This window comes from Exiguobacterium sp. SRB7LM, from assembly GCF_015712685.1.
Lineage (GTDB): Bacteria > Bacillota > Bacilli > Exiguobacteriales > Exiguobacteriaceae > Exiguobacterium > Exiguobacterium profundum.
Map to the genome: position 1 here is coordinate 343,317 of NZ_VWVR01000006.1, position 13,497 is coordinate 356,813.

At 46.7% G+C, this 13,497-nt stretch carries 11 protein-coding genes; 8 read left to right on the forward strand and 3 right to left on the reverse strand.

Features of this window, described 5'->3' with window-relative positions; all coding sequences use genetic code 11:
- Positions 1-5 precede the first annotated feature (5 nt).
- Together F3H97_RS02555 and F3H97_RS02560 are read left to right on the forward strand one after the other, a co-directional pair.
- Positions 6-1,037 carry a cytochrome d ubiquinol oxidase subunit II gene (locus F3H97_RS02555; protein ID WP_015881251.1) on the forward strand — a complete coding sequence of 344 codons (1,032 nt, stop codon included), beginning with the start codon at positions 6-8 and terminating at the stop codon, positions 1,035-1,037.
- A 130-nt stretch (positions 1,038-1,167) separates the two neighbouring features.
- Complete coding sequence (locus tag F3H97_RS02560; RefSeq protein WP_015881252.1) at positions 1,168-1,830, forward strand: potassium channel family protein; 663 nt, start codon at positions 1,168-1,170, stop codon at positions 1,828-1,830.
- Positions 1,831-1,910: 80 nt separating this feature from the next.
- On the opposite strand, the gene F3H97_RS02565 is transcribed toward F3H97_RS02560, so the two are convergent.
- Complete coding sequence (locus F3H97_RS02565; protein WP_196430479.1) at positions 1,911-2,699, reverse strand: Cof-type HAD-IIB family hydrolase; 789 nt, start codon at positions 2,697-2,699, stop codon at positions 1,911-1,913.
- A gap of 199 nt (positions 2,700-2,898) precedes the next feature.
- On the opposite strand from F3H97_RS02565, the gene rnjA reads away from it, so the two are divergent.
- Complete coding sequence (gene rnjA / locus F3H97_RS02570; protein ID WP_196430480.1) at positions 2,899-4,566, forward strand: ribonuclease J1; 1,668 nt, start codon at positions 2,899-2,901, stop codon at positions 4,564-4,566.
- A gap of 62 nt (positions 4,567-4,628) precedes the next feature.
- On the forward strand, positions 4,629-6,086 hold the full coding sequence (locus F3H97_RS02575; protein ID WP_196430481.1) for a phospholipase D family protein: 1,458 nt from the start codon (positions 4,629-4,631) through the stop codon (positions 6,084-6,086).
- 42 nt (positions 6,087-6,128) lie between these two features.
- Here F3H97_RS02575 and F3H97_RS02580 read toward each other — a convergent pair whose 3' ends face one another.
- Both F3H97_RS02580 and def read right to left on the reverse strand, forming a co-directional pair.
- Entirely contained in the window at positions 6,129-7,754 is a 1,626-nt protein-coding gene (locus F3H97_RS02580; protein ID WP_196430482.1) for an alpha/beta hydrolase, read from the reverse strand.
- A gap of 1 nt (position 7,755) precedes the next feature.
- Positions 7,756-8,295, reverse strand: a complete 540-nt coding sequence (gene def, locus F3H97_RS02585) for a peptide deformylase (RefSeq protein ID WP_196430483.1) — start codon at positions 8,293-8,295, stop codon at positions 7,756-7,758.
- 331 nt (positions 8,296-8,626) lie between these two features.
- Here def and pdhA point away from each other — a divergent pair, with 331 nt between their 5' ends.
- The 4 genes from pdhA to lpdA all read left to right on the forward strand — a co-directional run bounded on the left by pdhA (position 8,627) and on the right by lpdA (position 13,478).
- Complete coding sequence (gene pdhA, locus F3H97_RS02590) at positions 8,627-9,712, forward strand: pyruvate dehydrogenase (acetyl-transferring) E1 component subunit alpha (RefSeq protein WP_015881258.1); 1,086 nt, start codon at positions 8,627-8,629, stop codon at positions 9,710-9,712.
- A gap of 3 nt (positions 9,713-9,715) precedes the next feature.
- Positions 9,716-10,693: an alpha-ketoacid dehydrogenase subunit beta gene (locus F3H97_RS02595; RefSeq protein ID WP_074034993.1), complete on the forward strand. Its 978-nt coding sequence runs from the start codon at positions 9,716-9,718 to the stop codon at positions 10,691-10,693.
- A 78-nt stretch (positions 10,694-10,771) separates the two neighbouring features.
- Complete coding sequence (locus tag F3H97_RS02600; RefSeq protein ID WP_015881260.1) at positions 10,772-12,061, forward strand: dihydrolipoamide acetyltransferase family protein; 1,290 nt, start codon at positions 10,772-10,774, stop codon at positions 12,059-12,061.
- A 4-nt stretch (positions 12,062-12,065) separates the two neighbouring features.
- Complete coding sequence (gene lpdA / locus F3H97_RS02605; RefSeq protein ID WP_015881261.1) at positions 12,066-13,478, forward strand: dihydrolipoyl dehydrogenase; 1,413 nt, start codon at positions 12,066-12,068, stop codon at positions 13,476-13,478.
- Positions 13,479-13,497: the final 19 nt, after the last annotated feature.

Sequence of the window (13,497 nt, forward strand, 5' to 3'; positions counted from 1 at the left end):
ATGACATGCAAATTCAAGAATTAGGGATTGCCGTCTTATGGACGTTTCTATACGGCTACCTCATCGTCGCATCGATTGACTTCGGTGCAGGCTTCTTCGCTTTTTATAGCCGCTATACGAAACGTGATCACTTAGTGAACCGTCTCGTCAAACGGTATTTGTCACCGACATGGGAAGTCACGAACGTATTCTTCGTGTTCTTCTTTGTCGGGATTGTCGGATTCTTTCCGGACACTGCTTATTACTATGGTACGGCCTTGCTCGTTCCAGCGTCTGTCGTGTTAATCTTGCTTGCGATTCGTGGTAGTTTCTATGCGTTCGCTAACTATGGGTCAAAGGAGAGCACGCTCTATATGTTCCTCTATGGGGCGACGGGATTACTCATCCCAGCTTCGATGTCGACGGTCTTAACTGTCAGCCAAGGTGGTTTCATCACAGAGACAGAGAACGGCGTCTTCTTTGACGGGGCGAAGTTGTTCACCAACTTCTACTCGTGGACGGTCGTCATCTTGGCGATTGTCTCCGTCCTCTATATTAGCGCCATGTTCCTCTTGTTCTATGCGGACAAGGCACGTGACCAAAATGCCGTCGAACTCGTTCGGAAATGGGCTCTATTCTGGAGCGTCCCGACGATTATCGCATCGGGGCTCGTCTTCTTCGGGTTGAAGTCACAAGCTGCGTGGCACTACGAAAGCATCCTAGGAGGGAACTGGTGGTGGTTTGCGATGAGCTTCTTGTTCTTCGTCATCGCCGTCTCCTTCGTTTATATGAAACGAAATTACGGGATTGCCTTCTTGATGGTCATGGGTCAGTTCTTCATGGCATGGTTCGGCTACGGATACTCTCACTTGCCATACATCCTGTATCCGTATATCGACATTAATGGAAGTGTCGTCAACGAGTCGATGGCGGTGGCACTTGTCATCGTATTCATCTTAGGGTTGCTCCTACTCGTACCGGCGCTCTATCTCTTGCTCCGTTTGTTCTTGTTCGACAACGACTACGTACGAGGGAAACGCTCGAGTGGAAAAGCATAATGGCGAGAACGGGATTTCCTTGATTTAAAGGGAATCCCGTTTTGTATTTTGTATAGAGTTTTGAAGTGGAATCAGTTACACTGAACGAAGAATCAAGAAGTGAACATGTGTAGGAAAGGGATGTAGCATCATGACAGGTGAATTTGCAGTCATCGGACTAGGACGATTTGGTGGGTCGATCGTCCGTGAATTGTCTTCAAATGGATATGACGTCCTCGCCATCGATTCAGATGAGGAGCGTGTCAATGAGTTTATGGGATTGGCAACCCATGCGGTGATCGCCGATACAACAGATGAAAATGTGTTGAAGAGTTTGGGGATTCGTAACTTTGAACATGTCATCGTCGCCATCGGGGAGAATATTCAAGCTTCTATTTTGACGACGTTGATTTTAAAGGAACTTGGTGTTCAAATCATCACGGTGAAAGCAACGAACGATTACCATGAAAAAGTACTTCGTCGAATTGGGGCAGACAATATCGTCCACCCGGAGCGTGACATGGGCGTTCGAATTGCCAATGGATTGATGAGCCAAAGTATCCTCGACTACCTCGAATTATCGAATGAACATTCGATTGTCGAAATAAAAGCATCGGACAAGTTATCTAACAAATCACTCATCGATTTGGACTTGCGGGCGAAGTACGGGGTGAACATCGTGGCGATTCGTCGCGATGACGATGTCCTGATTTCTCCTCAAGCGGATGAGATGATTTTATCGGAAGATATTTTGATTATCATCGGGAAGGATACCGATTTGGATAGACTAGAGCGTACACTTCGTTCGAGATAAAAGAAAAAGACCTTTGGAGCGATGCCGCGATCGTTGAATCGATTGATCCAACTCGACGGTTTGACTCCAAGAGGTCTTTTTTAAATGAGTTTCATCGCCTTCAAGCCGTACTCGATTCCATCTTCAAGGATGGATTTCGTGACAAAATCCGCCACGTCTTTCGTTTCGGTGCGACCATTGCCCATGGCGATTCCAGTACCTACATACTGAAGCATGGCCAAGTCGTTCAACGCATCTCCGAAAGCGTACGTATTCTCAAGACGGTAGCCATTGGTCTCAATAAAGTGACGGATGCCATCTGCCTTACTGGCCCCTTTGTTGATCACGTCCATCGCATGAGGATGCCAACGGATAAAATCGAACTCACGGTAGGCGTTGATATAATGATGCTCGTCTTCAGGCGTGCAATACAGTAACGTCTGATACACATCTTCTTCTGCATGGAAGTTCGGTTCGAATGAAGGAATCGGCATATCGAGTTCACCGAGCGATTGTTCGACGATGGCATCATTCGGCCTTGAAGCACCACCACGGTCTTGTCCCAAATAGACGAGAGTATGATCATTTGAAGCGGCGTGCGTCGTCAATCGGCCGAGTGCATCTTTTGAAAGCGTGTTACGATAGACGATTTCACCTTTATGCACGACAATCTGACCGTTATAGCAAACGAGACTATCAATCCCGACACGTTCTGGGATATCGGATAGCATGGCCGGTCCTCGTCCCGTCGCGATGAATGTCTCGACGCCGTTTTCTCGCAATGCTTGAATTGCTAAAATCGTGGAAGGCGGTATATAACTACCTTCATGTAAAAGCGTGCCGTCAATGTCGAAGAAAACAACCTTTTGATCTTCCATTTGATTCACCATTCTTTCTCTTTATCTAAAAATATGTTTTCTGAACCCACTAAAAGGATAACACGAAATAGGGAAACTACCACGAATATCACATCGTTAGTGAAATATTGTCATGATATGAGCTATAATGAAAAAAGAATCTTACGGGCATATTCGAGAATCACTTATGTTTCACATAGATGTATTAATAATTGAAGTAAGGAGAGATTAAATGAAGTTTGTTAAGAACCACCAAACAGCCGTGTTCGCATTGGGCGGACTCGGAGAAATCGGGAAGAACACATATGTTGTTCAATTCCAAGATGAAATCATCGTCATCGATGCGGGAATCATGTTCCCAGAGGATGACTTGCTTGGAATCGACTATGTGATTTCTGATTACTCGTACCTGATTAAAAACAAGGACAAAGTAAAAGGGGTATTCATCACTCACGGTCACGAAGACCACATCGGGGGAATTCCATTCTTATTGAAGCAAGTGCAATTGCCGATTTACGCGACGAAGCTCGCGCTCGGATTGATTAAAGTTAAACTCGAGGAGCATGGGTTGCTTCGTGAGGCGGAACTCCATGAGATTGATGAGGATTCACTCATCAAGTTCCGTAAGACGAGCATCTCGTTCTTCCGCACGACGCACTCGATTCCGAACTCACTCGGTGTCGTCGTCAAGACGCCACAAGGGAACATCGTCCATACGGGTGACTTCAAGTTCGACTTCACTCCGGTAGGTGAGCCGGCAGACCTCGCCAAGATGGCGGAAATCGGAAAAGAAGGCGTGCTTTGTCTCTTGTCCGATTCGACAAATGCAGAAGTGGAAGGCTTCACGATGAGTGAGAGCGTTGTCGGTGGGACGATTAGTGAAACGTTCCGGAAAGCGGATGGTCGAATCATCTTTGCAACATTCGCATCGAACATCTATCGCTTGCAACAAGTGGTCGATGCGTGTGCCGAGACAGGTCGCCATCTCATGATTTTCGGTCGTTCGATGGAGAAAGTCATGACGATTGGACAAGAACTCGGTTTCATCAACGTTCCGAAAGGGATGATCATTGAGGCGAATCAAATGCGTCACTACGACCCGAATGAAATCGCGATTCTTTGTACCGGCTCGCAAGGGGAACCGATGGCAGCACTCAGCCGTATTGCGAATGGTACCCATCGTCAAGTGTCAATCATTCCTGGGGATACGGTCATCTTTTCTTCTTCTCCAATCCCAGGAAATGCCATCTCCGTCGGGAAGACGATTGACCAGTTGTATAAAGCGGGAGCGGATGTTGTCTACGGTAAGTTGACGAACATTCATACATCAGGTCATGGTTCGCAACAAGAGCAGTTATTGATGATTCGTCTGTTGAATCCAAAATTCTTCATGCCGATTCACGGTGAGTACCGCATGTTGAAAAAGCATGCTGAGCTTGCTGAATCGGTAGGAATCCCGAAAGAGAACAGTTTCGTTATGGATAATGGTGAAGTGCTTGCTGTCGACTCGGAGTCGGCTGCGGTCACTGGCAAAATTTCTGCGAACGCTGTGTATATCGATGGGAATGGAATTGGTGATATCGGGAATATAGTATTAAGGGATCGCCGAATTCTGTCTGAAGATGGACTCGTTGTCGTCGTCATCAGCATCGATGGCAAGACGCGCAAACTCGTCTCAGGACCAGATATCATCTCACGTGGATTCGTCTATATGCGTGAATCAGGTAGTCTGATTCGTGACGGCGAACGATTGTTGAAGAAAACCGTCGAACAAGGATTGTCCAATAAGCAGATGAAGTGGTCGGAGATGAAACAACTCGTCTCAGACACCCTCACACCTTATTTGGCCCAAAAGACGCGGAGACACCCGATGGTCCTGCCGATTATTATGGAAGTATGATTTGACGGGCTGTAGGAGACTACGGCTCGTTTTTTTCACCAGCAAATGAGGAGGGGAAGCTTATGGCGAAGAAAAAGGGGAAGAAAGGGTGGCTGAAATGGGGAGCTGCAATCGTAGCGGTCATTTTTCTCATCACGCTCGTATATCATCAAGTCAAACCATTACCGGAAGGCGTGTCGAGACAATCTGAACCATATCTCATCACAGATGACCAAATCGATTTTCTCCACGATTTGACCTATCAAGGGGAAGATACGGAGATTGTCGAACAAGAGATATTTAGTGAAGTTGAACGAGCAATACGTGAGGCAAAGGAATACATCGTCATGGACTTTTTTTTATTCAATCCTTATTCGAATGAAGACCGACAATATCCTGACATCACATCGCGCCTGTCATCGGCATTGCTTGAGCAAATGGAGCGATATCCGGACTTGAAAGTCGTTTTTATTACAGACGATATCAATACGACTTATAACGGGCACGTTTCCGACCACTTCGATGTACTGGAGGAGGCAGGGGTTGAAGTCGTGTACACAAATCTCGACGAACTTCGTGACCCAAATATTCTTTACTCCACGTTTTATCGAATGGCGCTTCAATGGTTCGGGGACAGTCAATCCGGCTGGTTACCGAATCCGATGGGCTCTTCGGCACCGGACATTACGGTTCGTGCTTATTTAAGGTTGCTCAACATCAAAGCGAACCATCGGAAGGTGATGGTCACTGAAAATGAGGGATTTGTACTATCCGCCAATCCACATGACGCTAGCGGATACCACTCGAATGTCGGTGTCCATTTAAATGGACCGATTTTAAAAGAAATCGTTGAAGGTGAGCAAGCGGTCGCGACGTTCTCGAAAGGAGATGCACGCCGATTCCCTGATGATGAAGCGTTGTCGAAGATTGAAAATGCGCCGAGCGAGGCCCCAATGGAGATTCGTTACGTCACCGAAGGGAAAATTCAAGAGTCAGTGCTCGATGCAATGAATGGGGCGGACGATGGAGACACCATTTGGATCGGAATGTTTTATTTGGCAGACCGGAATATCATTCAAGCAATCGAGGATGCCGCAGGGCGCGGGGTGACTGTGAACTTGATCCTCGATCCGAACACGAATGCGTTCGGTCGATCGAAATCAGGGTTACCGAACTTACCGGTGACGGCAGAACTGAACACCGTCAACCCGGAGCATATCGAGATTCGCTGGTATGATGTCGGAAAGGAACAATATCATCCAAAAATCCTCTATGTGGATGGTGAGGAGAAAACCGTTGTCTTAGGCTCGGGGAACTATACGACCCGGAACATGAACGATTACAACCTAGAGGCAGACGTCGAAGTGACAGGAGAAGTGGATACAACCTTCTTTAATGAGGTGGACGAGTATTTTAATCGTCTATGGAACAATGAGAACGGCGCGTATACGGTAGCATATGATGAGATTCAAACGGATCTCCCGCTCGGAAAGTATATGATGTATTGGCTTCAAAAAGTCACATGGACGATGACCTATTAAAAAAACAGCTATCCTCAAAGTTTGGGGATAGCTGTTTTGACGTTAGTTCGTCTCGATTGGATTAAACTCATTCGTGTATTCATATAAGAATTTCCCGGTCTCTTTCAAGACGTCACTTTTACGGTGAAGCGAGAAATGGTCGTACGGCACCGTCTCTGTCTGAATGTTATTCGTATACTCTTCAAGTAACAGCGAACTTGCCGGTTCAATCAAATTGAATTCGCCACCTCGTCCAGAGAAGGAGAGTACCTGAACAGACCTCGGCCATGTCTCGAGTTTAGACTGGAATGCTTGCAGTCCGTCTGAGTTAGGGGACAAATCACGGATGGCAGGGCTTCCGGTATTAATGCCGAAGTTACTGGCAGATAAACCGAAGTTTGCAAGGCGCGTCCCGCCGAACGGGCTATCGAACGTCACAAACTTATCGACGATGTACGTCTCTTGATTCAGGATATAGTTGGCAGCGGCTACGCCACCCATACTATGGGCAATGATATACATCCGATCGAATGATCGATTTCTCGTTTTTTTATATGTTTCAATGGCTGCATTCAACCACTTTGTCTGATTGTTTAAAGAAGCCTCTGCATCTTCGAACTCGATTCGGACAATCGGACGAGTTGAACTAAAATCATATATTTCACAGTCGGTCTTGCCTTTGACAGTCACGGTACAAAGCGCCCCGTCAGTCGCTTGACCACTTTGTTCCATCGCTTGAGAGAAGCGGAGGAACGTCCGGTCTGTCCCGAGTAGTCCATGAACTGCAAACGTAGGGATGAACTCATTCGTTTGAGAAGCTTGACGTATCGCCTCGGATTGATGCTCGTTTGTCAACTCTTGTCGGAAGGTGACGATGATGAGAGCGAGTGAAAGTGAGACAATCAACAGTCCGAGAAGACGTGAACGAATGGATGTCTCTTTTGGGTTGCCAACATTCCGACGATATTTGCGCCAAATGAAGTAACTTAAGATGATAGCTGACACCAATACGATGATGGTGATCACCCATGCTTTAACGTTCGGCACATGGGCGACTAACTTTACATTGTTTTGGCGTCCTCCGTACACTTGCCACTCGACATGTTTCATAGAACGGAGGTCTAGGCCAGTTCCATCCTCAACGAATACGCCGGTCGGAACAGTCAAGTTAAAGCGAATGTCGGCTTGGCGGATATATCGTTCAGCCAATTTTTTTGGGGAGCCGGTTAGTTCAACACCGGGTAAGTCGACCCGATCGAGTCGGAGGTCGAGATTGGTTTGGAGTGTATATGAATCAAACCAAATGCCTTCCTGTTGTTCGATGTCGAACTGAATATCCGGAGGGACTAAAATACCGGCTGGTCCCGTTTTCCATTCCTCTTTAATCTGTTGCAACTCGTCCACGTTTTTAAATGTCTTCTTTAAGACCATGCCTTCGTAGTCATCAGGACTCGAATAATCTTCTGTTTCATACCCGTTCGCTTCTGCTTGCTCTTTCCACGTATCCCAGTCGAGTCTGAGATTGAGCAATTTCATGACTGGATGATCACGGAAAGCGTAAGTCGTTTCAAGCGAAACAGATTGGTCATAGTGGACGGTTGCATCATAATTGATTCGCACACATCCACCGATTAAAAGAAATAAAAATGGGAATAGTAACAACAGTGCCCTTTTTCTCGAACTAAACATGTTAAATCGGTTCGCCGTATGTTTCTAACGGGTTCGACATATTGATCCGGTCATAGAACATGATCCCGTCTAAATGATCGAGCTCGTGCTGACATACGACAGCGCGCATTCCGCGCAGACGAAGCTTAATCGGCTTCCCGTCGCGGTCGAACCCTTCTAACGTGATTCGACGAAAACGAGGTACATTTCCTTTGACCACGCGATCGACCGATAGACAGCCTTCGCCGCCATTCAAAAATGTCTGTTCGACGGAATGACTTGTAATTTTAGGATTGAAGATGGAGAGTTTGAACGTCTCTTCCTCTTCTTGTAGCAATACTGTGAAGAAACGGCGATTTACACCGAGTTGAGGTGCGGCGATTCCGACACCACCTCGTAACTCGTATTTCTCGCTCATCTCTGGGTCTTGACTATTGACAAGAAACGTCTCCATCTCGTCGAGTAACGCCAAATCTTCTGTTGTTGGCGGAATCGAAACTTCGGCTGAACGCGCGCGAAGTCGCTCGTCTCCTTCGCGGATGACATCTTTCATGGTTAACATACACAACTTCCTTTCTATCGAACTTATATGATTGATTATATCATATTTAAACAGGAAGGAACGTGGATGGTACAGAAGGTGAAATGAAAATAATACAGTGGTGAAAAGGATGTCATATCCCTTGAATGTAAGCGTTTTATTTCGGTAAGCATATTTTTTGCGTTATTGAAACAACCCGTTTTATACTAACAAGGAAACGTCAGGAGAGGATAACTTTTCTGAATCACGTTAATACAGATTGCTTTTTTGGACAGATACACGTAAGATTTGAGATAGTGTTTGATCACAAAAAAGACAATTGTCTCATAGTTGAAAGGATGAGGTGAAACGAATGAACAACGTTCAGGTACTTCAAAACGTGGAAGAAAACTTCCAAACGTTCCGTATTCTCGACGAGAAGGGTGAGGTCGTCAACCAAGACGCAATGCCTGACCTAACGGACGAGCAACTTCAGGAACTCATGCGCCGCATGGTCTATACTCGAATCTGGGACCAACGCGCCATCTCACTTAACCGTCAAGGTCGCTTAGGATTCTACGCGCCAGTGGCAGGTCAAGAGGCGACGATGATCGGGACGCAATACGCGCTCGACAAAGAGGACTGGATCCTTCCAGGATATCGTGATATCCCACAACTCGTATTCCACGGACTTCCGCTTTATCAAGCGTTCTTGTTCTCACGTGGACACGTGGCAGGAAACCGCATCCCTGAAGGTGTCAACGTATTGATGCCACAAATCATCATCGGTGCACAAATCATTCAAACTGCGGGTGTGGCAATGGGCCTCAAACGCAACGGCAACAAAAATGTCGCCATTACTTACACAGGTGACGGTGGCTCATCACAAGGTGACTTCTACGAAGGATTGAACTTTGCAGGTGCATTCAAATCACCAGCAATCTTCGTCGTTCAAAACAACCGTTTCGCTATCTCAACTCCTGTTGAAAAGCAAACTGCAGCTAAAACGATCGCGCAAAAAGCTGTTGCAGCTGGAATCAACGGAATTCAAGTAGATGGAATGGACGTTCTTGCAGTGCTCGCAGCGACTCAACAAGCTCGCGTCGACGCACTCGAGGGAACACCGACACTTATCGAGTCACTCACTTACCGTTACGGACCACATACGCTCGCTGGGGATGACCCAACACGTTACCGTACAAAAGAACTCGACACAGAGTATCAAGAAAAAGATCCACTCGTACGTTTCCGTCTCTTCCTTGAGAACAAGAAACTCTGGAACGAAGACATGGAGAACGAAGTGATCGAGCAAGCAAAAGCTGACGTGAAAGAAGCAATCAGCCAAGCAGACAAAGAACCAAAACAAAAAGTTTCGGACTTCATCAACAACATGTTCGAAGAACTTCCTTCAAACTTGAAAGAACAGCTTGAAGAATATACTGCAAAGGAGTCGAAGTAAGTTATGGCTCAAATGACAATGATCCAAGCGATTACTGATGCGATGCGCGTTGAAATGAAACGCGACGAGAAAGTACTTCTTTTCGGAGAAGACGTTGGTAAAAACGGTGGGGTATTCCGCGCGACGGAAGGTCTCCAAGACGAGCTCGGCGAAGACCGTGTCTTCGACACGCCACTCGCTGAATCAGGGATTGGTGGTCTTGCGATCGGTCTAGGTCTTACTGGATTCCGTCCGATTATGGAAGTTCAATTCTTCGGATTCGTATTCGAAGTTTTCGACTCAATCGCAGCTCAAATGGCACGTATGCGTTACCGTTCAGGCGGCGCTTACAGCCAACCAATCACAATCCGTTCACCATTCGGTGGTGGAGTTAAGACACCTGAGCTTCACGCGGACAGCCTTGAAGGCTTGATGGCTCAGACACCTGGTCTTAAAGTTGTTATTCCATCAACTCCTTACGATGCAAAAGGTTTGTTGATCGCGTCAATCCGTGACAACGATCCAGTCGTGTTCCTCGAGCACATGAAATTGTATCGTTCATTCCGTGGCGAAGTACCTGAAGGTGATTACACAATCGAACTCGGTAAAGCAGATGTGAAACGTGAAGGTACAGACGTTTCAATCATCACTTACGGTGCGATGGTGCATACTTCACTTAAAGCAGCGGAAGAACTTGAAAAAGAAAACATCAACGTTGAAGTAATCGACCTCATGACAGTGAGCCCGCTTGATATTGACACAATCGTAGAGTCTGTTAAGAAAACAGGTCGTGCGATCGTCGTTCAAGAAGCACAACGTCAAGCAGGTATCGCAGCGAACGTTGTAACTGAAATTCAAGAGCGCGCAATTCTTCACCTCGAAGCACCAGTTCTTCGAGTAACTGCACCAGACACAGTTTTCGCATTCGCACAAGGTGAAGACATGTGGTTACCTGACCATAAAGATGTCGTTGCAAAAGTTAAGGAAGTTGTGAACTTCTAAGATCGTGTCGAATAAACGATGAGGGAGAATTGTCTCCCTTGTCGTGTTTACATGATGAATTGATGGGAGGAAAAACCAGTGGCAGTATTTGAATTTAAATTACCAGATATCGGTGAAGGTATTCACGAAGGTGAAATCGTCAAGTGGTTCGTAAAAGCAGGGGATACGGTCAAAGAGGACGATGTTCTTTTAGAAGTACAAAACGACAAAGCAGTCGTTGAAATCCCAGCTCCAGTCGACGGTACAGTCAAAGAAGTTAAAGTTTCTGAAGGTACAGTTGCAGTAGTCGGCGACGTCCTCATTACGTTTGACATCGAAGGCGATGCACCAGCAGGTGAAGAAGAAACACCTGAACAACCGAAAGCAGAAGAGAAGACAGAAGACGTAAAAGAAGATGTGAAAGAAGACGCGCCACGCGACGTTCAACTTCACAAATCTGAGCGTGTTATCGCTATGCCATCTGTCCGTAAATATGCACGTGAAAAAGGTGTCGACATCCGTGAAGTCAACGGTTCTGGCGACAACGGCCGTGTATTGAAAGAAGACATCGATGCATTCGCGAACGGCGAAGCACCGTCTGCAGAAGCTACAACAGAGAAAACAGAATCTGTAGCACCAGCAGCTGCTGCGAAAACGGAAATCAAGCCTTACGAGTCAGCGACTCCTGAACTTGAAACACGTGAGAAAATCCGTGGAATCCGTAAAGCCATCTCGAAAGCTATGGTTAACTCGAAACACACTGCACCACACGTTACACTCATGGACGAAGTCGACGTTACAAAACTCGTTGCACTCCGCAAAGACTTCAAACAAGTCGCGGCTGACCAAGGCGTGAAACTCACGTACTTGCCATTCGTCGTGAAAGCATTGACTGCTGCAGCGAAAGCATTCCCAACAATCAACGCTTCAATCGATGACGTGAACGAAGAAATCGTCTACAAAAACTACTACAACATCGGGATTGCAGCTGACACGGACAACGGACTCGTTGTACCAGTCGTAAAAGATGCAGACCGTAAATCAATCTATGCACTTGCTACAAACATTAACGAACTTGCAGGTAAAGCTCGTGAAGGTAAGCTCGCTGGGGAAGACATGAAAGGCGGATCGATCACAATCACAAACATCGGTTCAGCTGGTGGACAATGGTTCACACCTGTCATCAACCACCCAGAAGTTGCGATTCTCGGTATCGGCCGTATCGCTGAGAAAGCTGTCGTGAAGAACGGTGAAATCGTTGCTGCACCAGTACTTGCACTTTCATTCAGCTTTGACCACCGCCTCATCGACGGTGCGACTGCACAAAACGCTCTTAACATGGTGAAACGCTTGCTCGAAGACCCAGCACTTCTAATGATGGAGGGATAAGAACATGGTAGTAGGAGAATTCGCACAAGAAACTGATTTGCTTGTCATCGGTGCCGGTCCTGGTGGATACGTTGCCGCAATCCGTGGCGCACAGCTCGGAATGAAAGTAACTATCGTTGAGAAAGGCAACTTCGGTGGTGTCTGCTTGAACGTCGGATGTATCCCATCGAAAGCGTTGATCACAGCAGGACACAACTTCCAACACGCTAAAGGTCATGATTCAATGGGAATCACGTCTGACAACGTGTCAGTGGACTTCACAAAAGTTCAAGATTGGAAACAGTCAGTCGTTAACAAATTGACTGGCGGTGTCAAAGGTCTCCTCAAAGGAAACAAAATCGAGATCGTTCAAGGTGAAGCGTTCTTCGCGTCTGAAGACACAGTTCGTGTCATCACTGAAGACAGCTCAACTCCTTACAAATTTAAAAAAGCGATTGTCGCGACTGGTTCTACACCAATCGAGATCCCATCGTTCAAATGGTCTAAACGCGTCCTTTCTTCAACTGGCGCTTTGGCACTTCCTGAAGTACCGAAGAAACTCGTCGTTATCGGCGGTGGATACATCGGTATGGAGCTCGGTACTGCATACGCTAACTTCGATACAGAAGTTGTCGTTGTAGAGGGCGCTAGCGACATCTTGTCTGGTTTCGAACCACAAATGACGCAAATCGTTAAGAAGAAACTCAAGCAAAAAGGGAACGTCACGATCCACACGAATGCACTTGCTAAAGGTGTTGAAGAAACGGAAGACGGCGTAACAGTTAAGTTTGAAGTAAACGGTGAAGAACAATCTGTTGAAGCGGACTATGTCCTCGTCACAGTTGGTCGTCGTCCAAACACAGGTGACATCGGTCTTGAGAACGCAGACGTTAAAATCAGCGACCGCGGAATCATCGAAATCGATGACCAGTGTAAAACATCGAACGAAAACATCTATGCAATCGGTGATATCGTTCCTGGACCACCACTTGCACACAAAGCATCTTACGAAGCGAAAATCGCAGCGGAAGCAGCAGCAGGTAAGCCAGCTTACCTCGACTACTCTGCAATCCCTGCAGTCGTCTTCACAGATCCTGAGCTCGCAACGGTTGGTTACACAGAGCCACTCGCAAAAGAAGAAGGACTCGAAATCACAGTTTCGAAATTCCCATTCGCAGCGAACGGTCGTGCACTTGCACTTGACGAGCCAGACGGCTTCATGAAGCTCATCACACGCAAAGAGGACGGTCTCTTGATCGGTGCTCAAATCGCGGGTACTGGCGCTTCAGATATGATTGCTGAGCTTGGTCTTGCAATCGAGGCTGGTATGACTGCTGAAGATATCGCACTTACAATCCACGCTCACCCATCACTCGGTGAGATGGCAATGGAAGCTGCTGAAATCGCAATGGGTATGCCAATCCACGTCGTTAAATAAGAACACTCATAAAAGCTCT